Source organism: Ruegeria sp. AM9, assembly GCF_056540565.1.
In genome coordinates, this window is record NZ_JBQFWY010000003.1 from 214,540 (window position 1) to 238,014 (window position 23,475).

The 23,475-nt window shown below is 57.1% G+C and carries 26 protein-coding genes, 1 tRNA gene and 1 riboswitch; of the genes, 11 read left to right on the forward strand and 16 right to left on the reverse strand.

The features are described from left to right. Positions 1–24 precede the first annotated feature (24 nt). The 3 genes from ACR0DO_RS08270 to ACR0DO_RS08280 all read right to left on the reverse strand — a co-directional run bounded on the left by ACR0DO_RS08270 (position 25) and on the right by ACR0DO_RS08280 (position 2,349). Positions 25–699, reverse strand: coding sequence for an HD domain-containing protein (locus ACR0DO_RS08270; RefSeq protein ID WP_480557824.1), 675 nt, complete (start codon positions 697–699; stop codon positions 25–27). Beyond that, the gene (aroC, locus tag ACR0DO_RS08275; RefSeq protein ID WP_480557826.1) at positions 683–1,783 is read right to left on the reverse strand and encodes a chorismate synthase; all 1,101 of its coding nucleotides are present in this window, start codon (positions 1,781–1,783) and stop codon (positions 683–685) included. The genes ACR0DO_RS08270 and aroC overlap by 17 nt, the downstream gene beginning before the upstream one ends. A gap of 125 nt (positions 1,784–1,908) precedes the next feature. Beyond that, positions 1,909–2,349 carry a 6,7-dimethyl-8-ribityllumazine synthase gene (locus tag ACR0DO_RS08280; protein WP_480557828.1) on the reverse strand — a complete coding sequence of 147 codons (441 nt, stop codon included), beginning with the start codon at positions 2,347–2,349 and terminating at the stop codon, positions 1,909–1,911. A gap of 72 nt (positions 2,350–2,421) precedes the next feature. Further along, a riboswitch (FMN riboswitch) is annotated at positions 2,422–2,620 on the reverse strand. Positions 2,621–2,733: 113 nt separating this feature from the next. Here ACR0DO_RS08280 and ACR0DO_RS08285 point away from each other — a divergent pair. After that, on the forward strand, positions 2,734–3,342 hold the full coding sequence (locus ACR0DO_RS08285; protein WP_480557830.1) for a glutathione S-transferase: 609 nt from the start codon (positions 2,734–2,736) through the stop codon (positions 3,340–3,342). A gap of 53 nt (positions 3,343–3,395) precedes the next feature. On the opposite strand, the gene ACR0DO_RS08290 is transcribed toward ACR0DO_RS08285, so the two are convergent. Then, entirely contained in the window at positions 3,396–3,842 is a 447-nt protein-coding gene (locus ACR0DO_RS08290) for a c-type cytochrome (RefSeq protein ID WP_480557832.1), read from the reverse strand. A gap of 485 nt (positions 3,843–4,327) precedes the next feature. Here ACR0DO_RS08290 and petA point away from each other — a divergent pair, with 485 nt between their 5' ends. The 3 genes from petA to ACR0DO_RS08305 are packed head-to-tail and all read left to right on the forward strand — an operon-like array spanning position 4,328 to position 7,058. Further along, positions 4,328–4,912 (forward strand): ubiquinol-cytochrome c reductase iron-sulfur subunit, encoded by a 585-nt coding sequence (gene petA, locus ACR0DO_RS08295; RefSeq protein ID WP_170444411.1) that lies wholly within the window; start codon positions 4,328–4,330, stop codon positions 4,910–4,912. Between the two features lie 11 nt (positions 4,913–4,923). Continuing rightward, positions 4,924–6,255: a cytochrome b gene (petB, locus tag ACR0DO_RS08300; RefSeq protein WP_170444408.1), complete on the forward strand. Its 1,332-nt coding sequence runs from the start codon at positions 4,924–4,926 to the stop codon at positions 6,253–6,255. Between the two features lie 17 nt (positions 6,256–6,272). Then, a complete protein-coding gene (locus ACR0DO_RS08305) occupies positions 6,273–7,058 on the forward strand; it encodes a cytochrome c1 (RefSeq protein ID WP_170444405.1) in 786 nt (261 codons plus the stop codon). Between the two features lie 201 nt (positions 7,059–7,259). Here ACR0DO_RS08305 and mtaB read toward each other — a convergent pair whose 3' ends face one another. Both mtaB and dapF read right to left on the reverse strand, forming a co-directional pair. Next, complete coding sequence (mtaB, locus tag ACR0DO_RS08310) at positions 7,260–8,516, reverse strand: tRNA (N(6)-L-threonylcarbamoyladenosine(37)-C(2))-methylthiotransferase MtaB (RefSeq protein WP_480557835.1); 1,257 nt, start codon at positions 8,514–8,516, stop codon at positions 7,260–7,262. After that, positions 8,513–9,346 (reverse strand): diaminopimelate epimerase, encoded by an 834-nt coding sequence (dapF, locus tag ACR0DO_RS08315; RefSeq protein ID WP_480557837.1) that lies wholly within the window; start codon positions 9,344–9,346, stop codon positions 8,513–8,515. The genes mtaB and dapF overlap by 4 nt, the downstream gene beginning before the upstream one ends. Before the next feature lie 221 nt (positions 9,347–9,567). Between dapF and ACR0DO_RS08320 the strand changes: the two genes are divergently transcribed. Beyond that, a tRNA-Lys gene (locus ACR0DO_RS08320) sits at positions 9,568–9,643 on the forward strand. A 398-nt stretch (positions 9,644–10,041) separates the two neighbouring features. On the opposite strand, the gene ACR0DO_RS08325 is transcribed toward ACR0DO_RS08320, so the two are convergent. Further along, positions 10,042–11,175, reverse strand: a complete 1,134-nt coding sequence (locus tag ACR0DO_RS08325; RefSeq protein WP_480557839.1) for a HigA family addiction module antitoxin — start codon at positions 11,173–11,175, stop codon at positions 10,042–10,044. Positions 11,176–11,667: 492 nt separating this feature from the next. On the opposite strand from ACR0DO_RS08325, the gene ACR0DO_RS08330 reads away from it, so the two are divergent. The 4 genes from ACR0DO_RS08330 to ACR0DO_RS08345 all read left to right on the forward strand — a co-directional run bounded on the left by ACR0DO_RS08330 (position 11,668) and on the right by ACR0DO_RS08345 (position 13,643). Beyond that, positions 11,668–11,853 carry a YegP family protein gene (locus ACR0DO_RS08330; protein WP_480557841.1) on the forward strand — a complete coding sequence of 62 codons (186 nt, stop codon included), beginning with the start codon at positions 11,668–11,670 and terminating at the stop codon, positions 11,851–11,853. Between the two features lie 206 nt (positions 11,854–12,059). Then, positions 12,060–12,203 carry an HNH endonuclease domain-containing protein gene (locus ACR0DO_RS08335; RefSeq protein ID WP_480558171.1) on the forward strand — a complete coding sequence of 48 codons (144 nt, stop codon included), beginning with the start codon at positions 12,060–12,062 and terminating at the stop codon, positions 12,201–12,203. A gap of 59 nt (positions 12,204–12,262) precedes the next feature. Further along, positions 12,263–12,799 (forward strand): hypothetical protein, encoded by a 537-nt coding sequence (locus ACR0DO_RS08340; protein WP_480557843.1) that lies wholly within the window; start codon positions 12,263–12,265, stop codon positions 12,797–12,799. A 694-nt stretch (positions 12,800–13,493) separates the two neighbouring features. Continuing rightward, positions 13,494–13,643: a hypothetical protein gene (locus ACR0DO_RS08345; protein ID WP_480557845.1), complete on the forward strand. Its 150-nt coding sequence runs from the start codon at positions 13,494–13,496 to the stop codon at positions 13,641–13,643. 63 nt (positions 13,644–13,706) lie between these two features. Here ACR0DO_RS08345 and ACR0DO_RS08350 read toward each other — a convergent pair whose 3' ends face one another. Both ACR0DO_RS08350 and ACR0DO_RS08355 read right to left on the reverse strand, forming a co-directional pair. After that, positions 13,707–14,165 carry a hypothetical protein gene (locus ACR0DO_RS08350; protein WP_480557847.1) on the reverse strand — a complete coding sequence of 153 codons (459 nt, stop codon included), beginning with the start codon at positions 14,163–14,165 and terminating at the stop codon, positions 13,707–13,709. Positions 14,166–14,603: 438 nt separating this feature from the next. After that, positions 14,604–15,194: a TetR/AcrR family transcriptional regulator gene (locus tag ACR0DO_RS08355; RefSeq protein ID WP_480557848.1), complete on the reverse strand. Its 591-nt coding sequence runs from the start codon at positions 15,192–15,194 to the stop codon at positions 14,604–14,606. 118 nt (positions 15,195–15,312) lie between these two features. On the opposite strand from ACR0DO_RS08355, the gene ACR0DO_RS08360 reads away from it, so the two are divergent. Continuing rightward, complete coding sequence (locus tag ACR0DO_RS08360; protein WP_480557850.1) at positions 15,313–16,254, forward strand: alpha/beta hydrolase; 942 nt, start codon at positions 15,313–15,315, stop codon at positions 16,252–16,254. Positions 16,255–16,344: 90 nt separating this feature from the next. On the opposite strand, the gene ACR0DO_RS08365 is transcribed toward ACR0DO_RS08360, so the two are convergent. Continuing rightward, positions 16,345–17,271, reverse strand: a complete 927-nt coding sequence (locus ACR0DO_RS08365; protein WP_480557852.1) for an alpha/beta hydrolase — start codon at positions 17,269–17,271, stop codon at positions 16,345–16,347. Positions 17,272–17,353: 82 nt separating this feature from the next. Here ACR0DO_RS08365 and ACR0DO_RS08370 point away from each other — a divergent pair, with 82 nt between their 5' ends. Then, complete coding sequence (locus ACR0DO_RS08370; RefSeq protein ID WP_480557854.1) at positions 17,354–17,725, forward strand: hypothetical protein; 372 nt, start codon at positions 17,354–17,356, stop codon at positions 17,723–17,725. Positions 17,726–18,211: 486 nt separating this feature from the next. Here the strand turns inward: ACR0DO_RS08370 and ACR0DO_RS08375 are convergent, their stop codons facing one another. From ACR0DO_RS08375 to ACR0DO_RS08400, 6 genes are read right to left on the reverse strand one after another with little or no spacing between them, the layout of a single operon-like run. After that, the gene (locus ACR0DO_RS08375) at positions 18,212–18,610 is read right to left on the reverse strand and encodes a cupin domain-containing protein (RefSeq protein WP_480557856.1); all 399 of its coding nucleotides are present in this window, start codon (positions 18,608–18,610) and stop codon (positions 18,212–18,214) included. A gap of 58 nt (positions 18,611–18,668) precedes the next feature. Then, entirely contained in the window at positions 18,669–19,529 is an 861-nt protein-coding gene (locus ACR0DO_RS08380; protein ID WP_170672753.1) for a phosphoenolpyruvate hydrolase family protein, read from the reverse strand. A 1-nt stretch (position 19,530) separates the two neighbouring features. Further along, positions 19,531–20,739, reverse strand: a complete 1,209-nt coding sequence (locus ACR0DO_RS08385) for a Tm-1-like ATP-binding domain-containing protein (RefSeq protein ID WP_480557858.1) — start codon at positions 20,737–20,739, stop codon at positions 19,531–19,533. Positions 20,740–20,754: 15 nt separating this feature from the next. Further along, complete coding sequence (locus ACR0DO_RS08390; RefSeq protein ID WP_480557860.1) at positions 20,755–21,474, reverse strand: ABC transporter ATP-binding protein; 720 nt, start codon at positions 21,472–21,474, stop codon at positions 20,755–20,757. Then, positions 21,464–22,237, reverse strand: a complete 774-nt coding sequence (locus ACR0DO_RS08395; protein WP_480557862.1) for an ABC transporter ATP-binding protein — start codon at positions 22,235–22,237, stop codon at positions 21,464–21,466. Before ACR0DO_RS08395 ends, ACR0DO_RS08390 begins: the two co-directional genes overlap by 11 nt. Beyond that, complete coding sequence (locus ACR0DO_RS08400; RefSeq protein WP_480557864.1) at positions 22,228–23,466, reverse strand: ABC transporter substrate-binding protein; 1,239 nt, start codon at positions 23,464–23,466, stop codon at positions 22,228–22,230. Before ACR0DO_RS08400 ends, ACR0DO_RS08395 begins: the two co-directional genes overlap by 10 nt. Between the last annotated feature and the right edge of the window lie 9 nt (positions 23,467–23,475).

Here is a 23,475-nt window from a genome sequence, read left to right on the forward strand (position 1 = left end):
CCCTGCGCCTTTGGCTGTCAAAGATCAATGTCCGGCGCGGGAATTCGACCAGTCTGCGGGCAACGGGTGGCCGATCTCGTCGGCGAACTCTTCCAGAAACCGGACCATCCGTTGGGTGCGTCGCCGCGCCAACGCCGAGCCGCCCTCGGTCAGCATGTCATCCGGCAGGGCCAACAGTTTGACCTTCCAATGGTCGATCGAAAAGGCAAGATCGTCCAGTGGGCGGTTCGCAGCAAAGGGATCAGCCGCATCATAGAGTGTCCGCCCCAATGCGCCCGAGACGGAAAAGTTCCGCGCCACCCCGATCGCCCCAAGCGCATCCAGCCGGTCCGCATCGCGCAGAATGCAGGCCTCGGGCGTTTCGGGCGTGATATTGGCCGAGAAACTATGCGCTTCGATGGCGTGCTGAATCGCGCTGATCTGGGTATCGTGATAGCCCAATTCCCGCAGAATAGGCTCTGAATCCTGTGCCGACTTGCGCGAGGCCAGATGGCGTTCGGGGTCGTCTTTCGGCAGATTGACCAGGTCATGCAGGTAACAGGCGGCCAGCAATACGGACCGGTCCGTCGCCTCATCCGCGATGTTCTGAGCATTCACCCAGACCCGGTCCAGATGGGCCAGGTCATGTGCCGGATCGGTTTCCATCCGCTGCGCGACCACCGCGCGCAGGCGGGTGCGCAGATCAGCCGATCCGTCCACGGTTCTCTCCGATCTGGCCGCGGTGCAGCAGCAGGTGGTCAAGGATCACGCAGGCCATCATCGCCTCGCCCACCGGCACGGCGCGGATGCCGACGCAAGGGTCGTGGCGGCCTTTGGTGATGATCTCGGTTTCTTCGCCCGACTTGGTGATCGTCTTGCGCGTGGTCAGGATCGACGAGGTCGGTTTGACCGCAAACCGTACCACAACGTCCTGCCCGGTCGAGATGCCGCCGAGGATGCCACCCGCGTGGTTGCTGCTGTATTGTGGGCCGTCCTGACCCATGAAAATCTCGTCGGCATTGGCCTCGCCGGTCAGTTCAGCGGCGGCCATGCCTTCGCCGATCTCGACGCCTTTCACCGCGTTGATCGACATCATCGCAGCGGCCAGATCCGTGTCTAACTTGGCGTAAACAGGTGCACCCAGCCCGGCGGGGACGCCGCGCGCCACAACCTCGACCACCGCACCGACCGAGTTGCCGGACTTGCGCAGGTCGTCCAGATAGGTGGCCCAGTCTTCGGCGGCTTGGGCATCAGGTGTCCAGAACGGGTTCTGTTCAATTTGCGACCAGTCGAAATTGGCGCGGTCGATCTTGTGCGGGCCGATCTGCGTCATATAGCCGGTGATCTGCACATTTGGTGCGATTTGTTTGATCGCCTCGCGCGCCAAGCCACCTGCGGCAACCCGCGATGCGGTTTCACGGGCCGAGCTGCGCCCGCCACCGCGATAGTCGCGGATACCGTATTTCTGCCAATAGGTGATATCGGCGTGACCCGGACGGAACTTGTCCATGATATCGCCGTAGTCTTTCGAGCGCTGATCGGTGTTCTCGATCATCAGCTGGACGGGCGTACCGGTGGTCTGGCCTTCGAACACGCCGGACAGGATTTTCACCTGATCGGGTTCGCGCCGCTGAGTGGTGAACTTGTTCTGCCCCGGTTTGCGCTTGTCCAGCCAGTGTTGGATCATCGTCTCGTCAATCGCAACGCCCGGCGGGCAGCCGTCGACGGTCGCACCCAAAGCGGGCCCGTGGCTTTCACCCCAGGTGGTGACGCGGAAGAGGTGTCCAAAGCTGTTCATCGACATGGGGCGTGCTCCTTTGAGGGTTGTGATTAGCGGGCAAGGCCCGGGGCCTCAAGCGGATTTGCGGTTTGGGGCGGGATGCGCTGCCCGGTGGGCAGCGCGTTTGAGTATTTGTGAAAAGATGAAGATCAGGCCGCCTGCGCGACTTTTGCGCGGGTTTTGGTGATCGTCAGCGCGGCCTGCGCGGCCTCGCGCCCCTTTTCCACGAAATGCGCGCGATAGATTGCGTTGTGGTGTTCGGTTTCCTGATATTGATGCGGGGTCAGCGACACCGACAGGACCGGAACGCCGGTATCCATGCCTGCGCGCATCAACCCATCGACCACGGCTTGGGCCACAAAATCGTGCCGGTAGATGCCGCCATCCACCACAAAAGCGGCACAGGCGATGGCAGCGTATTGGCCGGTCTGGGCCAGATCGCGGGCCAGCAAGGGCATCTCGAACGCGCCGGGGACGTCGAAGACATCGACTTGCTCGGCGGGGATAAGTTCAAGAAACCCGTCCAGCGCACGGTCCACGATATCGGAATGCCAGTTGGCTTTGATAAAAGCATAGCGGGTGTGTGTCATCATGATCTCCTTTCGTAACAGACACGTCACCCAAGGCGATCACGGGCAGGCGCGCCGCATCACCGGCACGCTGCACGTTCTCTTTCATCCGGACTGTAACCGTCGGCTCTGGCCTCTCACCAGATCTGCTGACACCCTTTGGTGGTTTCACGATTTGTCCGAAAACCGGTTCCCACTTTTCGGATCGTGGACACTGCGGGGCCGCTCGCGGGCTTACGGATCATGCCCGCATACCGCCGGTGGGGAATTTCACCCCGCCCTGAGAACGGGGTGGACTGTGCCAAGGCCCGGTCACTTGTGCAAGAGGCTTTGCGCCCCACCCAATTGACGGGTTTTGTTTCCATGACCGTCCTGTAAGGTCGCTGCAACCTAAGGAGAGCGCGAATGAAACTCTATCACAGTCCAACCTCGCCCTATGTGCGCAAGGTGATGGTTTTGCTGCACGAAACCGGCCAGCTTGAGGACGTCGAGGTGTTAAACGTCGCCACCACTCCGTTGGCTCCGGCGGACGAGCTGCAGGGCAAGGTGCCGCTGAGACGCATTCCGGCGCTGGAGCGGTCGGATGGTCCGACCCTGTTCGACAGCCGCGTGATCTGCGCGTTTCTGGATGCGCGGGCCAAGGCGGGGATGTACCCCGAGGGGGCCGGGCGCTGGGACGTGCTGACGCTGGAGGCGCTGGCCGACGGTATTCTGGATTCGGCGGTGGGGATGGCCTATGAGGCGCGCCTGCGTCCCGAGGACAAGCAGTGGGACACCTGGCTGGATGCGCAATGGGGCAAGATCGACCGGGCTTGTGCCGCGCTGAACCAGCGCTGGATGGCGCATCTGTCGGGGCCGCTGGATATGGGGCAGGTGGCCGTGGCCTGTGCGCTGGGCTATCTGGACCTGCGCCACGATGCGCGGAATTGGCGCAAGGGCAATGACGCGCTGAGTGACTGGTTTGCTGCGTTCAACGAACGGCCCAGCATGGTTGCGACCCGCCCCGAGGGCTGAGCCTGATTCAGATGCGCTGGCCGTGGTGACGAGCAGGGCCAGCGCATGGTTGATCAGGGGGCGCTGAACGTGGCGAGATAGGCGGCGATGTCGTCGGCGCCTTTTTTCAGCTTCACGCTCATGTTCGGGCGCGCGCTTTCGTCATCGAGAAATTCCCGAATGAAACCGATCGGGTCTTTCGAATAGGCGGCAATGTTATCTTCGGTCCAGACCAGCCCTTCATCGCCGGCGCGGATCATGTCGTCGGTGAACATGCCGACCGGCAGGCGCTCGCTGCCATAGCGGTAATCATTTTCGGCTCCTGCGACGCGGCCCACCACACCGTACAGATTCGGTCCGGTAATGCCGCCTTTGACCAGAACCTCGCCATCTTTGATGATCGCGTGGCAGGACGAGCAGCGGTTATAGAGTTTTTCACCTTTGGCCGGGTCACCGGCGGCCGACGCCTGGGACGCAAGGGTTAGGGTGAGGGTCAGCGCAATTGGAATGAACTTTGGCATGGGAAATGTCCTGCTGAGGTTGGGCTTACTCCGGCCCTTGGTAGATTCCCGTTAAAAGTGCAATCGAAAACCAACCCGCATAAGCCGCTACAAAATATCTATTTTCAACTCAGTTTTTTCGGGGCCACGGATTTCCCGAAAGGTGAAAATTGCGTGGCGAAACTGGGTCAGAATCTTGCAGATCCGGCATCGCCAGTCAGGTGGAATCCGGCCCGGCGCGGGTTTTTCCGGCGAGGCGCATCTGACGCGAATCACATTGGCCCCGATGGCCGGTGACCGGCGGATTTCCCCGCTTAAACCTGTCCAAAACTTGAAAAATCACCCCTTCGTTGTGACATGAATGCCCAGATGCGGCGTAGTGCGCGCCTATGACCGCTGGACGAACCGATTTCTCCCGGCTAGATAGCCGCGATGAGACGCCGCTTTGATGCGGTGCTGATGCATGTTTGCCCGCAATCGCGGGCGCCGGAATCGGAGAAAACCTCGTGTCCCACGCAGAAGACAACGAAGGCACCCGCAGAGATTTCCTCTACTACGTCGCTGGCGGCGCAGGTGTCGTTGCGACGGGTGCAGCCGTATGGCCCCTGATCAACCAAATGAACCCATCGGCAGACGTTCAGGCGCTGTCCTCGATTCGCCAGGACGTCAGCGGTGTCGAGCCGGGCACGCAGCTGACGGTGAAATGGCTGGGTAAGCCCGTATTCATCCGTCACCGTACCGGTGCCGAGATTCAAGAGGCCAAGGAGCAGGACGCTGAAGGCGTAGATGCGCTGCCTGATCCGTTGGCGCGCAACTTCAACCTGCCTGCCGATGCCCCTGCGACCGACGCCAACCGCGTGATGCCGTCGCCCGAAGGCGAAGCGCCCGGTGCATGGATCGTCCAGATGGGCGTTTGCACCCACCTGGGTTGCGTACCTCTGGGCGATGCCGGTGATTTCGGCGGCTGGTTCTGCCCCTGCCACGGCTCGCACTATGACCTTGCCGGTCGTATCCGCAAAGGCCCCGCGCCTGAAAACCTGCCCGTTCCGCCCGTTGAATGGGTGGATGCGACAACCATCAAGCTCGGCTAAGGGAGACCCAGATGTCCGGAATTCCCCACGATCATTACGAGCCGAAGACAAACGGCGAGAAGTGGCTGAACAGCCGCCTGCCCATCGTCGGCCTGATTTACGACACCATCATGATCCCCACCCCCAAGAACCTGAACTGGTGGTGGATCTGGGGCATCGTCCTGGCGTTCTGCCTGGCGCTGCAGATCGTCACCGGTATCGTTCTGGTGATGCACTACACCCCGCATGTTGATCTGGCCTTCGCCAGCATCGAACACATCATGCGCAACGTGAATGGCGGCTATATGCTGCGCTACCTGCACATGAACGGCGCGTCGCTGTTCTTTGTTGCGGTTTACATCCACATCTTCCGTGGCCTGTTCTACGGCTCGTACAAAGCCCCGCGTGAGATCACCTGGATCATCGGGATGCTGATCTACCTGATGATGATGGGCACCGCCTTCATGGGCTACGTTCTGCCCTGGGGTCAGATGTCCTTCTGGGGCGCGACCGTGATCACCGGCCTGTTTGGCGCGATCCCCTTCGTAGGCGACGCGATCCAGACCTGGCTGCTGGGCGGACCCGCGGTGGACAACGCCACGCTGAACCGCTTCTTCTCGCTGCACTATCTGCTGCCGTTCGTTATCGCGGCGCTGGTGATCGTGCACATCTGGGCTTTCCACACCACCGGCAACAACAACCCCACGGGTGTTGAAGTGCGCCGTGGCTCGAAAGCCGAGGCCGAGAAAGACACGCTGCCGTTCTGGCCTTACTTCGTGATCAAGGACCTGTTCGCGCTGGCCGTGATCTTGGTCGTGTTCTGGGCAGTTGTCGGCTTCATGCCGAACTATCTGGGCCACCCGGACAACTACATCGAAGCCAACCCGCTGGTGACACCTGCGCATATCGTGCCCGAATGGTACTTCCTGCCGTTCTACGCGATCCTGCGCGCCTTCACCGGTGAGGTCTGGGTCGTTCAGTTCGCCAGCTTCATCACCGGCGGCATCGTCGACGCCAAGTTCTTTGGTGTGATCGCGATGTTCGGTGCGATCCTGGCCATGGCCCTGGCGCCATGGCTGGACACCTCGAGCGTGCGTTCGGGCAAGTACCGTCCGATGTTCAAATGGTGGTTCTACCTGCTGATCATCGACTTCTTTGCCCTGATGTGGCTGGGTGCGATGCCTGCCGAGGAGCCCTATGCGACCTTCTCGCTGATCGCGTCCGCCTACTGGTTCGCCTATTTCTTCGTGATCCTGCCGATCCTCGGTGTGATCGAGAAACCTCTGGCACAGCCCGAGACCATCGAAGAAGACTTCAACGCGCATTATGGCAAGGCTGACGCCGACGCCACGCCGGCCGAGTAAGAAGAGGGACCGGAAACATGTTCAAGAAACTTGCAATCGGTGCCGCGTTTGCTCTGGCCCTTGCTCCTGCTGCGTCTTTCGCAGCAGGTGGCGGCGAGCAGCATATCGAGGACTTCCACTTTTCGTTCGAGGGGCCCTTCGGCACCTGGGACAAGCACCAGCTGCAGCGCGGCCTTCAGATCTATACCGAGGTCTGTGCAGCCTGCCACGGTCTGAGATACGTGCCTCTGCGCGATCTTGAGGCGCTGGGTTATTCGGAAGAAGAAGTCATCGCCTACGCGGCGGGCAACTTTGAAGTGTTCGATCCCGAGCTGGACGATTTCCGCCCGGCGATCCCGACCGATCACTTCCCGGCCAATGACGGTGTCGGCGCACCGGACCTGAGCCTGATGGCCAAGGCCCGCGCCGGGTTCCACGGCCCCTACGGTCTGGGTATCAACCAGCTGTTCAAAGGCATGGGTGGTGCGGAATACATAGCCTCGTTGCTGGATGGCTATACCGGCCACGAAAAGGAAGAGGCCGGCACGGTCCTGTACGAAAACACCGCCTTCCCGGGCGGCTGGATTTCGATGGCACCGCCGCTGTCCGACGATCAGGTCGAGTTCACCGATGGTCACCCGGCCACGGTCGAGGCCATGTCCGAGGATGTCGCCGCCTTCCTGATGTGGACAGCCGAGCCGAAGATGATGGAGCGCAAATACTCGGGCTTCGTCGGCGTGATCTTCCTGTCGGTGCTGTCGGTGCTGCTGTATCTGGTCAACAAGCGCCTGTGGGCTGCTGTGAAGGGCAAGAAGAAGCACTAAGCGCTGATCTTCCTAAAAACAAAAAACCCCCGCGCCATCGGCTGCGGGGGTTTTTTGTTTTCGAGGGGTGAAGGGGCCAGCCCCTTCTTGGCCTGCGGCCAATTCCGGGGCTCCGCCCGCTCGCGGTTGAAATCGTCCACTGGACGATTTCTTTTTCACCGCTCACTCCGCCGGGAATTTTTTGGCCAGATGAAGTGCGGATCAGGTTGTGAGCTGAGTCGCGGTGGCGCTTATGATTTTGGCGGTCACGATCTGGCCTTCAGGCTGGGGGGTGGTGAAAGTAACCTCGGTGAATTGCTCGGTGCGGCCCATATGGGGGGTTTCCATCAGGATGTGATGGGTTTTGCCGATCTGGGCGGTCAGGTGTTTGGCGACCTGAGCATCGCCTGCGGCGCGCAGGCGGGCGGCACGGGCTTTGATGATATTGCCGTTGATCTGCTGTGGAATCCGGGCCGCTGGGGTGCCTTCACGCTTGGAATAGGGGAAGACGTGCAACCAGGTCAGATCGCAGTCGGTGACCAGTTTCAGCGAGTTCTCGAAATGCGCGTCGGATTCGGTTGGGAACCCGGCGATGATATCCGCACCAAAGGTCATCTCGGGGCGCAGTTTGCGAGCTTCTTCGGTAAATCGGATGGCATCGTCGCGCAGGTGGCGGCGTTTCATCCGTTTCAGGATCAGGTCGTCGCCATGTTGCAGCGACAGGTGCAGATGCGGCATCAGGCGCGGCTCGGTAGCGATGGCCTGCATCAGGTTCTCGTCCACTTCGATCGAGTCGATGGAACTGATCCGCAGGCGCGGCAGGTCCGGCACCAGTTTCAGGATACGCATGACCAGATCGCCCAGTTTGGGCTGCGCGGGCAGATCCGCGCCCCATGAGGTCAGGTCCACGCCGGTCAGAACGACCTCGTTATAGCCCCGGTCCACCAGCCGCTTGATCTGATCCACCACCACGCCCGCAGGGACGCTGCGCGAGTTGCCGCGGCCGTAGGGGATAATGCAGAAGGTGCAGCGGTGATCGCATCCATTCTGGACCTGCACATAGGCGCGTGAACGGGTACCGAATCCATCGATTAGATGTCCGGCGGTTTCGGTGACCGACATGATGTCGTCGACCTGTACGGCTTCGGTCTGGCCGATGAAATCCGCCGCCATGCCTTTCCATGTGTCGGGCTGCATCTTCTCGGTATTGCCGATAACGGCATCGACCTCTTCCATTCCGGAAAAGGTTTCGGGTTCGGTCTGTGCTGCACAGCCGGTCACGATCAGCCGTGCATTCGGGTTTTCACGGCGCAGCTTGCGAATTTCCTGCCGAGCCTTGCGTACCGCCTCGGCCGTCACTGCGCAGGTGTTTACCACAACGGCATCGGTCAGGCCGGCCTGTTGCGACAACTCCTTCATCGCCTCGGTCTCATAGGCGTTCAGGCGGCAGCCCAGAGTGGTGAATTTGGGCGCGCTCATCTCAGCGTCCTCAGGAATTCCGGGGTCAGGGTGCCCGAAAACACTTGGCAGGTGGGTCCGGTCATCCAGACGCCGTCCTCGCGCCAGTCAATCCAGATCGTGCCGCCGTCCAGATCGATCTGCACCTTGCGCCCGGTCAGGCCGCGTCGTGCAGCGGCAACGGCGGTTGCGCAGGAAGACGACCCCGAGGCCAGCGTGATGCCCACGCCCCGCTCCCAGACACGCATCCGGATGTGGTCGGGGCCTACGACCTGTGCCACCTGCACATTGGTGCGTTCGGGATACAGCGGGTGGTATTCGTAGCGCGCGCCAAATTCCGTCAAGGGGATGGCTTCGGCATCCTCGACAAAGAAGGTGCAGTGCGGGTTGCCCATGCCGGTGGCGGTTGGTCCGCCTTCAATCGGCAGTTCCAGCGTGTCGGCTTCTTCGGCCAGCGGGATCTCCTGCCAGTCCAACTGCGGCGGCCCCATGTTGACCGAGGTCAGCCCCTCACCCGCATCGCAAGCGTACAGGGTGCCGCGTTCTGTGGTCAGGGTCAGCTCGGATTTGCCGGTTTCCTCCATCAGGAACCGTGCAATACAGCGCGTGGCATTCCCGCACGCGGCCGAGGTCGACCCGTCGGCATTGTAGAACACCAGATGCGCATCCGATTCGCCGCTTTCGATCACTGCCAACTGGTCGAATCCGACGCCGAACTGCCGATGCCCGATTCCCCGCGCCAGGGCAGGCGTAATCTCAACGCTTTGCGTGCGCGCATCGACAATGACAAAGTCATTGCCCAGCCCGTGCATCTTCATGAAGGGCAAACCCGAGGTCAGTATTCGTTGCATGGCGCGCGTATAACCCTGCGTTGGAAAGGAATCCACCCTGCGGAGAAGATTCCTGAAAAAAGGGGTTGACCCCCCCGCGCCACCTGCCTAATTAGGCCGCCTATCGGGGCGCCGGAAACAAGTTAGGTTAAGGCGAAACGAGGTGCAAAATAAGGGCTTGAACCCAGTTGGGAAAATGCCTTAGAGAGCGCCACGGATCGACAAGATCCAGACAAAAGAGTGGGCCGTTAGCTCAGTTGGTAGAGCAACTGACTTTTAATCAGTGGGTCGCAGGTTCGAATCCTGCACGGCTCACCACTTTAACCGATTGTGAATGAACCATAAGAGTGCGAATTTGGAGCATAAGCTTGCGAATTCGCTCGCCTGAAGGCGGCTCTTGAGATCAGAACGTGAACAAACTTACTACGTAGCCTTTGGGGTCACGATTGCTGAGGTTCTTGCCCTTTGCCCTCGCAGGTCATGAGTTTGATAGTTTTAGCCAGCTTTCTTGCCGGGTTAGTCTTCCCAGCGAAACGCGCCCTTAGGGTGGGAACCGCAGTGCTTGAACAGCGAGTCCGACACGCCCGGCACGAACGCTACCGCAGAATTGCTCAAGGAGAGGGGCGAAGAGAATTGTTGTATGCTCAACATCTCAGTATTTGTCAGCGTCATAGCATGTTAGCAAAGTGCTCAAAGTCGTTACTCCGAAGTGAGTATTAGTCTACGACTGTGAACTCGACCTTGCGCTTAACGCTCACCAATGAAGTTCTTTGAGGAATAATTTTGTGATGCTGCAACCTGGTCAGAAGTAACCCTGGAGGAACGGCGTGTTGGCGTGCGAAACCTTTGAAAGTTTCGGCTTTCATTCTAGGGACGTAGTTTCCGAATTTGCTGACAAAGCTCTCTAGAACATCCTCTGGGACCAATATTTCAGCCGAAAACTGATCCGCCTCGGCCTCAATGTCACGTCCTCCGGTTCCACTATCTTCTTGGTCGATAAACACCGCTTTTTTGCTGTGCTCTAAGATGTGGCACGCCTCGTGAAAGAATGAGAACCAAACATTTGCTTCACGCTTTAGGCGATCACTGAGAACTATTACTGCTTTGTCTTTTGTCGCCCAATATGCTGCTCCCCTAAGGCCAGTATTGGAAACCATAGGTACGAGCGCAACGGCAACGCCAGCCTCGGCGCACTCAGACATCAACTTCTCAGAGATATTGTCCCAGGGTTCGAGCGAAAGCTTCCGCAAAACAGGTAGTTTGCTTCTGAATTCTTGCTCGGAATAAGGAGCTGTATCTATTCGATCAGCGGCTACCTCAGCACGTCGAAGCCAAACCGCTACGGCATATGGATCGATCCTGTTGTGTCCTTGTTGCTTGAACCGAGAAAGATCCAATCGTTTTTGCCAATGCTCATCCCAAGCCGAAATACTACTAACGCTAAATGCTCTTAAGACGGCATCTACGATCTCTGAGCCCTTAGGTTTTGCGTCTAAGAGCTTAAGCTTGAGCATTTCTGCGATTGGAAAGTTCTTTGCCCATTCAATCGCGTCCTTCGATGTTGCGGCTTCTGTTTCACGATCACGAATTTTGGCAAGCTGATGGTTGGCCTCAAGGGCCAACCAGAAACCTGCGCTCTCACCTAGAACGCGCTCAAACTGCAGCGCTGTCTCCGGAGTTATTGCGACCTTTCCAGAAATAATCTCACTGATGGTCTTTGTCGGGCGACCGGTTCGGCGCGCGAAATCAACGATCTTAATCCCGCGCGCCTCTAGAAAGCGACGCAAATGCTCACCTGGCGCACGCGGTGCGTAATCTGGCTTAAAGCTCTGAATAGCGCTGTCTGTCATACTGTTCCTCCCACAGAAATGACGCTCACGCTTCGGATACTGTCTAAACCTTGGTCTGGCCGATGCTCGAACGGCATGAACAGTATCTGCCCTGTTCCAGCCTTACCAACTGTAAACATTGGTCTTTTCTGTTCGACAACTTGATTTCTAAGCACCGGAGGCGATTTGCTAAGGTCGGCCAATGTTGGCGCTGCATCCAGGTAGTACAAAAGGTCTTTGACGTTCTCGGCTGCGTCTTCTCCCAAAGTACGAACTAAACGGTAACCACTGTTGCACAAGTCCCCTAACGAGCGGGACTCAAACGCCACCTGCATCCAAAAACCTCTAAGCGTCATGGTGGTTGTCCACCTTTTCCATAACGCGTCGTGTAATGGAAAGCGAATCAGATGTCAAAAATAAAAAGTAACACCAAGGGTTATGAAAAGGTGTTGACAGAATCGAATGGGGGCTACAGAAAAAGTAACAGCAAACGTTATGAAAAGGAGTTTTGCTATGACTGAGAGTTGCACTGTCTACGGTGACAAATGGGAAATCTATCGCGACAACGCGAGCAATTGGCGCTGGCGCCGTACCGCCTCGAACGGCCGCATCGTCGGCGCATCAAGCGAAGGTTACATGAACAAAAGCGACTGCATTTCCAACGCGAAACGCAACGGCATGACATGTACGCCGGTCTGAATTGATCACGCAGCCGTGCTGGCTGCGTGACAGCACCAACTAAGTGAGATCCAGCTGAAAGAGATAAGATGCCGTACTCAACAAACCCAAAAGCACAGATTGCCTGGCGGAAGGCACGAAAAGTTAGGGGTAAGAACCCGAACCAATACAGGCGAGATAGTGAAGGGAATCTGATCTACAAATCGTCTTATGGGAAAAACAGCCGAATGGGGTGGCAAGTTGATCACATCATGCCCCGTTCGAAAGGCGGTTCAGATTCAACGCGCAATCTTCAGGCTTTGCAAACTGGCGCGAACCAAAGGAAATCCAACAAGCTACCTAGGGGGACACGAAGCAAGAAACGCTACTGAAGGGTTTTGTAGCATGAAATTTCAGCGGGCTAGCTAGAACTTGTGAACGAGGTGATAACGTGAGTTACAAAATTGAAACCACAGATAAAGAAACCAAGCTGTTGGCCGGCATAGAGTTCGATCAGACGAAGTTGGACCATGCACAGTACAAGAAGCAAGGTCCACTTATACTGGAGCTGCTTAGCTCTCTCACTGAGCGAAATGCGATCCCAGACATACGCCTGAAGTACTGGTTCGAACCCGAATATCAGATTGGGCGGATCAAAGCTTCTCACAAAGGACTCTTCGAAAGAAATGGTCGAAAAGGTGAAGAAATCTACACTCACCCACATTTCTTAAAGTATCTTCGCTACCTCCTCTTTGGGGCGCAGCTGCCCGGCGCAGCAATAGCAGAGTTCGAAGGCGTCGTCGGAGATCCTGAATGGGTATCGTCAGGTGATTTAACTGACATAACAAAGGGAACGCGGGCAATCGTCCGAAAGTTTGGTCTGCAGGGAGAAGATGAAGAATTCTATAGGTTAGCGTTAGACATCGGCTTGAGCCAATGGTTTGCCAAGTCTGTCAGGGATACGGTCAAACAGGTAAAACCAACATGAAGCGAAAGTGGAACCCGGATGCTGTAGCGAAGAATCGAGAGTTTCGTCAGAAGTACGGGCCATGGTTGGATGGAAAGCGCATTAACAGTGTAGCTGCGTACATTTCGGTTTTTGCTGCGGCGTCAGCCCTCATTTTTGCAGGTTCTTTAGCGCTCAAATGTGGGAATGATTGGACTGATTCTTTTTCCGGGATCATATTTTACGTATTGGGCGCGATTTTGTGGATCTGGAATAGTTTCGTAGGCCTGTTTTTGGCTGCCATGGCTCTCAACTACTATGGGATAAAGCACAGGCATCGTTTGCCGGTATTAAGGATCTCGGTTCTCGCCACTCTTCTTGGAGTAGTAGTCACCTCTGGAATGACTGTGTCTAGTATAGCGCTAGACCTTGAGCTTAGAGAATCTCAAGTTTGCTCGAAATAAGCTTCCCTTTTTGGGCACTGAAATGCCGACTCACGTGAGACAGCCGGTTGAATTGTTTATGATATTTCCGCGGAAACGATCTTTATCCAAAGCGCGAAACGACCCAAGTGCGCGATTAATCCCATAGTTTCCCAAGCGGTTATGTGAAGCGATCTCCGGTTGAGTGAACAGCCCGTCTGAATACTTGGCGCTGCTAGAGGTCAGCAATAGCTGCCGATTGAAGGACAGAGGGATTGGTTGGCAGCAATCTTCTCGCTGGAACAGTTGGAGGCATGGCAAATACTGCAAGGATGATGAATGCCCTCTATCTGCTTGCCTGGTTCCAAATGACTGCCAACATTCGTTCTTTTCCAGTGATGTCGACCTCGATCGGTGCCGTCATGGGCTTTGGGGCGTTGTATTGGTTCAGTTTGTTGATTTGAGGTTCTCAGACAGTTGCTAGTTCACTAGCACGAGGTTGTCCTAGGCCCAGTCGAAAGCCTAGATTAACAGATTGGTCGATCAAGAACCTGATCTGGGGGAGTGTCGTCATCAACCCAGTAGCCGCTTTCTTTGGAGTCTACTGCAGCTGACAGACAAAAATCGATGGTTGGCTTATCGTCGTAGCTATTAATACAAATCTGAATGGCCCGCGCTGCAGCAATGGCCTTGTTGCTCAAGACTTCGAGTAGTTGGTTCGGTTGCGGGCGCTCGTGATTATCCTCGCCATAGAATTTTGTTTCAGGTGCCAAGCCATATAGCTCAAATTCGTCAGGTTCCACGGCAGCATACTGCCAAGACTGAGCAGCGTAATGGGCGGCCAGATTTGTGCAGGTGCTGGCTCTCGCCTGAACACGTGATTGGTAGATCTCATCTCTTGACTTTGCTGCCTGATCAACACCAACCCAGATGGAGACAGCCAAGCCTCCCAATGCAACAATCAAACCCAGTCTATCGTAATTCATCGAACCTCTAAGATCCTCTTTATCTTAACCAAAGGTAGCCAATGTCAAATGGTGCAACGAACAAAGCACAAATCCATGTCACAGCGTTTACCATAAATATCACGCTTAACTTACCCCAATCGCCCAGAGACCGTTGAACAGTCTCATCTGACTGATCCAATTTGACTGTTGGTGCACCATTTGTCTGTGATCTATCGGAATGATGGTTTGATCGACGACCACGTGCACGATGAGTATGAAGCGCTAATCCAGTAAAATAGAGACGTTGGGTTGGACTCTTTCCGGCCCTTCCCGGTGAAATTCAAAAATGTTCGCTTGGGGGCTCTCTTTACACCTTTGCCGCGACATGTACCAAGTGAAGCCTCGGTATGAACGACGTTCTCTGCTCACAGCATGAACAGACAAGACGCGGACTTTGCTGCCCTTCGTAACGACCACTCAAACGTCCGCTTTGTAGTGCGCCAGAAACATGGCGACGCAATCGTCCAGTACGTCCTTGGGCGTCGGGTTCTCGCCAAGAAAGAACTCCGGCCAGAAGAAGAAGTTTTTCACGAGCCCCAGAAGCTGGTTGGTCGCAAAAACCGGATCGGCTTTGCGGATCACACCTGCGTCCATGGCTTCGCCGATCAACCGTGTCATCGGATAATCGTGGGTTTCGGTCTCTGTGAAGAACTTACGAGACCGGTCGAGATCGCGGATCAGCTCCGACAAGACCATGCGATTTAGCCCGATGGCTGTCTCTTCTGTTATGACACCTACGTAGTGCCACAGCGCATCCTTCAGTTGCTCAGCGAAGTCGCGATCCGGATCGTAGGCGACCGGCTCCATGCTGCGGTTTTGTTCCAACATGATCTCTGAGATCGCGTCGAACAGCGCCTCTTTGCTTTCAAAGTGATTGTAGAGCGTGCGACTCGATACGTTCGCTTTTTTCGCGATTGAGGTGGTCTTTGCCCCCAGAAATCCCTGCTCTTTGAATTCATCGATGGCTGCGTCGATGATATCTTTTCGTTTCTTTTCAGTACGCTTCACGGATTTCGCCTCAATAAGTAAAAAGATCTGTTTACAAAAGCCTCTCCCATCAATAAGTAAACTGTACGATTTACTTTTGCAAGGCAAACCGCCTTCAACCCAGCTCAGGACCAAGACTATGACAACCCAAACTCTTAGCGCAGGCAAAAACCAAGTAACCTTCAAATCGTTCGGTGTGGATTTGGTTGGTGACCTGTACCTTCCCGAAGACTTTGATCCGAACAAGAGATACAAGACGCTCGTTGGCGCGAGCCCATTCCCTCAAGTCAGAGGGCAAATCCCTGCGACCTACGGCCCCGAGATGGCAGCGCGCGGCTTCATCTATTTGGGCTTTGACTACTTGGGTATGGGCGACTCTCCGGCCTTGCCAGGTGAGTACAAGAAAAGCCGCTATATGTTCCGGTTGATCGAAAACACATGGGACGCGGTGTCGTACCTCGGCACGCTTCCCTTCGTGGAGGAAATCTATGGTCTCGGGGTGTGTCAGGGTGGTTCGATCATTTCCTCAGCCGCTGTTACCGATCATCGGATCAAGAAGATCGTCACAGTGTCCGGCATGATGGCAGCCGATGCGTTCCAGTGGGGGGATCGTGGCATTGCCGACCAAACAATCGCGGCGGCCAATGCTTCCAAACAGAAGATGTATGAAACGGGAGAGGCAGACTACACTTGGCCGATTGTACTGAACGACACGATGACGCGCGAAGAGTTCAACGCCTTGGGCATTCCAATGTCAGACGACACCTATAACTACTACGGCAAGGATGGCGTTGCTGGCCATGGCAAGGTCAAGAACTTCACCGCTGAGCATATTGGCGATCAACCCATGCAGTCGCTGATTTCCATTGCCGAGCATTATGCAGATAAGATCACGCAACCGACGATGGTCATCTATGGAACAAGCGCCGCGACGGCAATCTGTTCTACGAACTTCATTGATCGGCTGACGAACAACCCAGATGTTCGGGCTTTCGATGAGTTCAGCCACGTTGACTTCTACTGGAAGCCAGAAGCCGTGAAAGCGTCCTGCGACGCAGCCGCCGAATTCTTCAATCAGTGATCCTTTAGGGCGGAGGTCACTCGATGACCTCTGCCAAATTCAATTGATCGTAAGCTGGACAAACTGACCGCAACCGCAGGAGCTTTGCCGTCACCCCATGTGCTTGTCGAAAAACTCGATCATCGTTTCGGGGTGTTCACCGAAGAAGTTGTAGCCAATGAAGCGGCGCGTATCGCCGTCTTCGATCCAATGCAGCTTCTTGTCTGGGTTCGGCAGCAGGTCAAAGGTGGTCTGCACGTCTTCCGGGACCGTCCAGACATCATCTTTGTTCTGCACAATATAGGTCGGCATCTTGATGTTCTTGGCGAAAAGATGAGGCGTCATCTCATTCAGGTTCAGCCCCCTGACATTTTCGACTTCTTGCACAAACGTGTCGTAAAACTCTCCCAAACCCATGCCATCAAGGGCTACCTTGGACATGACATTGATTGATGCAGGCTGAGCGCAAACAAATGCTTTCACATCCTCGAAGTATTCTGGGTTCTCAGACATCGCGTGGATCGCAGCACCACCACCGGCGCACGGATTGAACAGACCCACTTTCATGTCCTTCAGCGTGTCTTGCGATTTGACGTAGTCGAATGCCGCCAAGACGTCTTTGTACTCATCTGCAAAGCCCTGACCCCAAGCGTTGTCCGGGGCGGAGTCGCTTTCACCATGGTTGCGAAGATCGTAAGCTAGAACGTTGTAGCCCGCGTCATGCAATGCTTTGTGCACTTTGCCGAATTTCACTTCAACATTCTGAAAACCGCTCCAGGGGTTCATATGGCCCGGAAATCCATAGCGATTGAGGGTGGCCGGATGATTGCAAATTATGAGCTTGTTAGAGCCTTCAGCTGGGATAAACCAAGCCGCCAGTTTGATGCCGTCATCGGCAGTGAACGTGACATCTTCATATTCCATCCCGTAGTCCTTGGGCGTCTCCAATATAGGTGCGCGCTCGCCATCAATGGACACGTAGCCACGGGCCACCGCTTTGAGCGTTGCAAGTTGGTCTGGGGTTGGTTGAGCAGTCACTTCTGTTCTCCTTTAATTGGCGTGTTTGATTGTTCGGGGCCGGTCGTCCGAATTTGAGGCATTCCTGGAGGGCCCGATTGGTTTGAATGCCGCTTTCAGGAAGATCCGGGATGCATCTACAACGATTGTGCCGGGTTTTTATACAGATTTCGGCGCATTCGCCCGATGGCTTGTGCGCGTAGACTTGGACAACCCCAGATATTCAGGGTTTGTTGAGCTCGTGACCGATTTTGCCTTCAGAACCTATCCCTTTGAAAAAGGGGAGCGGTTTCTGAATTCCGTATGCCCCGAGAGAAAGATCCACAATACTTCTACACTCGCCAAAGCATATGGAACCAGCACGGCCCGGGCTGCAAGGCTGGCCAAAAACCTCGGCTTCTCGCCTTTTTCGGTGGACGACTACGAAGAGATGTTTCTAGCCAAAAAGATGTTTGAGCTTTGGAATAAGCCATAACCATCCGGAAAATTTCATCCCGACCTATAAGAAAGCCCGCATTTGTTGTGGGCTTTCTTCTTTTTTCGGAGCAGCGATTTTCGCATGCTTTTGTGTCAAATTCGCATGCTTTTGGTCCCAACGAAATTTGAGGCCAATTTATCATTTAGATGTAAAGGTTTGCGGGTTATGGTTTTCGAGAGCTTGGAAAGCTCGCACTCTTATGGTCCACTGACACCGATTGATCGGAGACGAAAAACGGGCAGCGTTGACACTCTCGGTCGGAACAACCCAGCCCTGTTGTCAGCCCGGCAGGTGCACAGCGTCCAATCTCCAAATGGCCCTAATGACCTGGCAACGGACACCCAGTTGAGCAACACTGATCCCGCCCAAAAGAGAAACCAAGCTTCCCGTCACCATCCAGCGTCTGAGCCAGATTGCCAAATCCAGAATTTTTTGGGTAGCGTGCACATGTGAATGTAGCTGGCGCATTTTTTTCATACGGGTCTACCGCAGACCGTTCCAGGGCGCCTTGTCCGCGACGTCTTCAATCTCGTACCCCATTTCTCCGACACATGGTCCCAGAATGGCCAGAAGCGTTGCATTGGAATCGCCGATGTTGAACGTGGCGTGAACCACATCCGCGCCGATGAAAACCGAATCCCCCGGTCCCATCACACGCTTTTCCTCGCCAAGCCACTGTTCGACCTGCCCGGCGACACAGTAGATGACTTCTTCCTGATCGGGGTGTTTGTGAAAATCGTGGCCATGACCGGGCGCAAGGCTGACCTCGATCACAGTAAGCTGCCCGGCACCTGTCGCCGGCGGATTACTCATCCATTTCAACTTGCCCCAATCGAGCGTTTCCTGCGATGTGTCCGCCGAAAGCATGAATTTTCCGATCATCCCAATTCTCCGGTAGTGTTTTGATTGTGCAATAGTTCTGAACGTCGGCGCTTTGTCGTCAAGCGACCCCTTTGGAGCGTTCGACGCCGCGGCGCAGCTTGCCGAACTCGGCGGTCTGGGCTGTGATCGCCCGCTCGGTGGGCAGACGCTCCATGGATGACGCACCATAAAAGCCATGGCAATCAGGGCAGAGGTCAAGGAATTTCTGCGCATCCTCCGGCTCGGCCAGCGGACCGCCGTGGCAGATAAAGATCAGGTCATCGCGATAGGCCCGCGCCGCTGCGGCCCATTCGTCATAAAGCCGCGCGCATTCTGCGATATCCGGTGCGCTGTCCCCCGCGCCGATTGATCCGCCGGTGGTCAGTCCGAAATGCGCCACGATCACATCTGCGCCCGCCTTGGCCATTTCGGCGGCGTTGTCAGCGCTGAATACGTACGGCGTGGTCAGCAGGTCGCGTTCACGGGCCTTGGCGATCATCTCGACCTCCATGTCATAGGACATGCCGGTCGCCTCAAGCTCGCGCCGGAAACGTCCATCGATGATGCCGACCGTGGGGAAGTTCTGAACCCCGGCAAAGCCCATCGCGGCCAGATCGTCCAGAAACTTGTCCATGATACAGAACGGGTCCGTGGCGTTCACACCGGCCAGAACGGGCACGTTTTTGACAACGGGCAGCACCTCGCGCCCCATATCCACAACGATCTCGTTGGCATTGCCATAGGACATATACCCCGCCAAAGACCCACGTCCAGCCATGCGATAGCGGCCTGAATTGTAAATGACGATCAGGTCGATACCGCCAGCCTCTTCGCATTTGGCGGACAAGCCGGTGCCTGCTCCGCCGCCGACGATCACCTTGTCTGCTGCGATTTTGGCCCGCAGGCGGCCAAGGATTTCTGCGCGTCCTGTGACTGCCATCTCAGGTATCCTTCTTTGCATAGATTTCGTTGAAATTGCTGATCGCGGCCTCGGCAAAGGCGGGATCGTTGATGTGCAGGTCCAGTTCGACCAACTGCCGGTCAGGGGTTTGGACCAGCGTGTCGCCCAGCGCCTGAAACAGAGCATCGTTGGCTGCCGGATCGTGGAAGGCGCCGCCTTCAATATCCAGAGCCGACACTCCGCGCAGCGGCAGCAGGAACCGCACCGGTCCGTCACAGGCATTCAGCTTGTGGCCAATCCAAGTACCGATCTGCGCGCATTCTTCGGGTGTCGAGCGCATCAGCGTGACCTGCGCGTTATGGTGATAGAATTTACGGCCTTTGAACTGCGCGGGCACTGACTCGGGGGCCCAGAAATTCGCCATGTCCAGTGCGCCGCACGAGCCGACATAGGGCAGTCTGCTGCGCGCGATGCTGTCGAGCCGTTCTTCACCCGCACTCAGCATCCCGCCCACGATCAGGTCACAGATTTCGGTCGTGGTGATATCGAGCACCCCGGCCACATCGCCCTGATCGACCAGTTGCTCCATCGAGCGGCCTCCGCTGCCGGTAGCGTGGAAGACAAGGCAATCGTAATCGTCCGCCAGCCCTTCGGTGATGGCCTGCACGGCAGGGGTGGTGACGCCGAACATCGACAGAACCAGCGCAGGGCGATCGTCGGCAGCCTCTGGCACAGCATTGGCCATCATGCCCGCCAATGCATGGGCCGCGTTGCCCAGCAGTTTCCGCGATACCCGGTTCAGACCGGAGACATCCGTCACCGGATGGAACATATTCACATCCGACGCGCCGACATAGGCCGAGACATCGCCCGAGGCCAAAGTCGAGACCAGCACCTTGGGTACGCCGATCGGCAAAGCCTGCATCGCGGGTGCAATGATCCCTGACCCGCCCGAGCCGCCCAGCCCGATGATGCCGCCCAGATCGTCGCGACCCAGTACGAATGCGGTCAGGGCACGCGACATTTCAGTCACGGCCTGCCCCCGGTCGTTCACGAACACCGATGCCGGGCCGTCGGGATGGCAAGCAGCGACGCTGGCGGCTGTTACATCCACGCCGGTCTCACCGCCTTTGGTGCCGACATTGACCAGCACGGTCTCTATCCCCGCCGCATCGATCAGGTCGCGCACATATCGAAGTTCCGGCCCCTTGGTGTCGGCAGTGCCGATCACGTAAGCTCTTTTTGTCATCCTCTCTCCCTCCCGTTAGCCCGACTGCCCGGGTTCCAGCCCCAGATGGCGCTTTTGCATCGCCGGGTCGTTTTCAAGGGCCTCTGCTGTCATCCGCTCGACAACTTCTCCACCGACCATGATGGCGACGTCTTGCACGGCGGCCAGCGCCGCGTGCATGTTCTGTTCGACCAGCAACACGGCGATGCCTTCGCTTGCGATCAGTTCGATCAAATCGATCACGTCCGAGACGATGGCCGGGGCCAGCCCTTCGGTCGGTTCGTCCAGCACCATCAGACGCGGATTCAACAGCAAGGCCCGGCCAATCGCCAGCATCTGCTGTTCCCCGCCCGACAGGCGGTTGCCCAGATTGCGGCGACGCTCCTTAAGACGCGGAAAGGTATGATACACCCGGTCAACAGACCACGTGCCGCCTTTGCGTTCGACGATCTTCAGATGTTCTTCAACCGTCAAAGACCGGAACACCCGCCGTCCCTGCGGCACGTAACCAATTCCCATCTGCGCGCGCTTTTCGGGCGGCAAGCCGGTCATATCGACACCATCGAACCAGATTTCTCCCGCCGAATGCGGATGCAGGCCCATGATCGCATTACACAGGCTGGTTTTGCCCATGCCGTTACGGCCCAGAATGCCCAGCGGGCGGTTACCGACGTTCAGAGCGACCTCATGCAGCACATGGCTTGAGCCGTAGCGCAGGTCCAGCCCGCGAATGTCCAGCAGATCATCAGTGGCCATGAGCGCCTCCGATATACACGCGGTGCACGTCTTCATTGCGCATGATGTCGTCTGGTGAACCTTCCGCCAGCATTCGCCCGTTATAGAGGACCGAAACGCTTTCCGAGGTCTGCAAGGCGATATCCATATCGTGCTCGATCAGCACAACCGTCACATCCTTGGGCAGCGACATCAGCAATGCGCTGAGTTTCGGACGCTCGGCGGGCGAAAGCCCCGCCGCCGGTTCGTCCAGCAACAGAATCTTCGGGTTCTCGGCCAGCGCGATCCCGATCTCAAGCTGCCGCCGCTGCCCGTGGCTGAGTTCCGAGGTTTCGCGGTCCAGCACATCGGTTACACCAGCCACTTCGGCCAGGCGCTCGGCCTCGGCCAACCGGTCATCGCCGCTCCGCAAGGGTAGCACCTGCCGCCAGCCGCCGCGCACCCCGGCCACAGCCAGAAACAGCGTGTCGCGCACGGTCAGGCCGTTGAACAGGTGGGCGTGCTGATAGGTCCGGCGCAGCCCGCGTTGAATTCTCTTGTTGATCGGCTCGCGCGTCACCTTGTCGCCAAACAGGGTGATCTGGCCGGTCGTGGCGCTGGTATCCCCGGTCAGGACGTTGAACAGGCTGGTTTTGCCCGCACCGTTCGGCCCGAGGATCGCGCGCCGCTCGCCGGGGCGGACGGTCAGGTCGATATCCTGCACCGCCCAGAACCCGCCAAAGCGTTTGCCAATGCCCCGGACTTCCAGGGCATTGGCGGTGTTATGTGAGTGGTTTACGGGCACGAGGGGTTGTCCCGGCTAACTGGACCCGAGGCCAGGAAGACCTCTTCGTCTTGTCCCAGCAGCTGATTCACATCGCGTACAACCTTGACGACACGGTTGCCCAGCGAGCCGTCTTCGCGCTCGTAGACCTCGGTGACAAAGTTATCGACGATACCGTTGCGGTTCTTGTCCAGACGCATGGTACCACCGGTCGGGGTAACAAAGGTCAGGTCGTTCAGCGCCGCGCGGAAGGCCGCCTGATCGTCGGACAGGTCGCCGTCGACCTCGTCCAGTGCCAGCATCGCAGCCTTTGCGCTCATGTAGTAATGATGCGCAAAGATCGAGGGGGCCGAGAAGCCGTCGGGGAAGGCTTCGGTATAGCTGGCGGTGAAGGCTTTCCACTCGTCGCCGTCATAATCGCCAACGGTCGGCGTACCGGCAGGCGCGCCCACCAGCAGTTTCTTGAACGGGCCTTTGCTGTCCAGAATGGACTGGTCGATGGTGATCGAGCCGCCAATGATCGGCTTGTCACCGCCCGCCTGGCTGTACTGGGTCAGGAAGTTGACCGCATCTGCACCACCAAGCGCCACGAACAGCGCATCGACATCCTGTGGAATCGAGTAGACGACCGAGGAGTAATCCTTGTTGCCGATCGGCGTCCAGAACTTCTCGGGCACCTTGCCGCCGGCCTCGCAGAACTCGGTCATGAAGCCCAGCACTTGGGTGTAGGGGAAGGAATAGTCCTCGGCGATGACGGCCACGGATTTATAGCCCATGTCGTTGAAGGCATAGTCACCCACGCCAACCATCCACTGCGCACCGTCGCCGCCAAAGCGGTAGAAATTGTCGGAACTGTCGCGAAGGGTGGTATCCTGCGCCGCTGATGAGCCGTTCAGGAAGGTCACGCCGGGATAGGATTTCGACAGGTCACGCAACGCCAGGCCTTCCGAACCGGACAGCGGGCCGACGATGATATCCACCCCGTCCTGCTCGATCAGCTTGCGCGCCGCGTTCACAGCGCTGTCGGGGCTGGCGTCGGACGACATGGTGATCACTTCGATCTTGTTGCCATCAACCTCACCGCCGGCTTCCATTACCGCAAGTTCCGCGCCACGGATGCCATCCTGACCCAGCGCGGCAAACGCACCTTCCAGGATCGAGATCACGCCGATCTTGACGTCTTCGGCAGATGCCGGGACCGCCATTGCGCAGAGCGCCAGCGCGGATGCAGCCATTTTGAGCTTATTCATTTTTCAGGT

Excerpts from the sequence above, each read along its gene's own strand:
- aroC (WP_480557826.1), bottom strand. The coding sequence starts at position 1,783 with ATGTCGATGAACAGCTTTGGACACCTCTTCCGCGTCACCACCTGGGGT.
- ACR0DO_RS08280 (WP_480557828.1), bottom strand. The coding sequence starts at position 2,349 with ATGACACACACCCGCTATGCTTTTATCAAAGCCAACTGGCATTCCGAT.
- ACR0DO_RS08285 (WP_480557830.1), top strand. The coding sequence starts at position 2,734 with ATGAAACTCTATCACAGTCCAACCTCGCCCTATGTGCGCAAGGTGATG.
- ACR0DO_RS08290 (WP_480557832.1), bottom strand. The coding sequence starts at position 3,842 with ATGCCAAAGTTCATTCCAATTGCGCTGACCCTCACCCTAACCCTTGCG.
- petB (WP_170444408.1), top strand. The coding sequence starts at position 4,924 with ATGTCCGGAATTCCCCACGATCATTACGAGCCGAAGACAAACGGCGAG.
- ACR0DO_RS08305 (WP_170444405.1), top strand. The coding sequence starts at position 6,273 with ATGTTCAAGAAACTTGCAATCGGTGCCGCGTTTGCTCTGGCCCTTGCT.
- mtaB (WP_480557835.1), bottom strand. The coding sequence starts at position 8,516 with ATGAGCGCGCCCAAATTCACCACTCTGGGCTGCCGCCTGAACGCCTAT.
- dapF (WP_480557837.1), bottom strand. The coding sequence starts at position 9,346 with ATGCAACGAATACTGACCTCGGGTTTGCCCTTCATGAAGATGCACGGG.
- ACR0DO_RS08325 (WP_480557839.1), bottom strand. The coding sequence starts at position 11,175 with ATGACAGACAGCGCTATTCAGAGCTTTAAGCCAGATTACGCACCGCGT.
- ACR0DO_RS08330 (WP_480557841.1), top strand. The coding sequence starts at position 11,668 with ATGACTGAGAGTTGCACTGTCTACGGTGACAAATGGGAAATCTATCGC.
- ACR0DO_RS08335 (WP_480558171.1), top strand. The coding sequence starts at position 12,060 with ATGGGGTGGCAAGTTGATCACATCATGCCCCGTTCGAAAGGCGGTTCA.
- ACR0DO_RS08345 (WP_480557845.1), top strand. The coding sequence starts at position 13,494 with ATGGCAAATACTGCAAGGATGATGAATGCCCTCTATCTGCTTGCCTGG.
- ACR0DO_RS08350 (WP_480557847.1), bottom strand. The coding sequence starts at position 14,165 with ATGAATTACGATAGACTGGGTTTGATTGTTGCATTGGGAGGCTTGGCT.
- ACR0DO_RS08360 (WP_480557850.1), top strand. The coding sequence starts at position 15,313 with ATGACAACCCAAACTCTTAGCGCAGGCAAAAACCAAGTAACCTTCAAA.
- ACR0DO_RS08375 (WP_480557856.1), bottom strand. The coding sequence starts at position 18,610 with ATGATCGGAAAATTCATGCTTTCGGCGGACACATCGCAGGAAACGCTC.
- ACR0DO_RS08380 (WP_170672753.1), bottom strand. The coding sequence starts at position 19,529 with ATGGCAGTCACAGGACGCGCAGAAATCCTTGGCCGCCTGCGGGCCAAA.
- ACR0DO_RS08385 (WP_480557858.1), bottom strand. The coding sequence starts at position 20,739 with ATGACAAAAAGAGCTTACGTGATCGGCACTGCCGACACCAAGGGGCCG.
- ACR0DO_RS08390 (WP_480557860.1), bottom strand. The coding sequence starts at position 21,474 with ATGGCCACTGATGATCTGCTGGACATTCGCGGGCTGGACCTGCGCTAC.
- ACR0DO_RS08400 (WP_480557864.1), bottom strand. The coding sequence starts at position 23,466 with ATGAATAAGCTCAAAATGGCTGCATCCGCGCTGGCGCTCTGCGCAATG.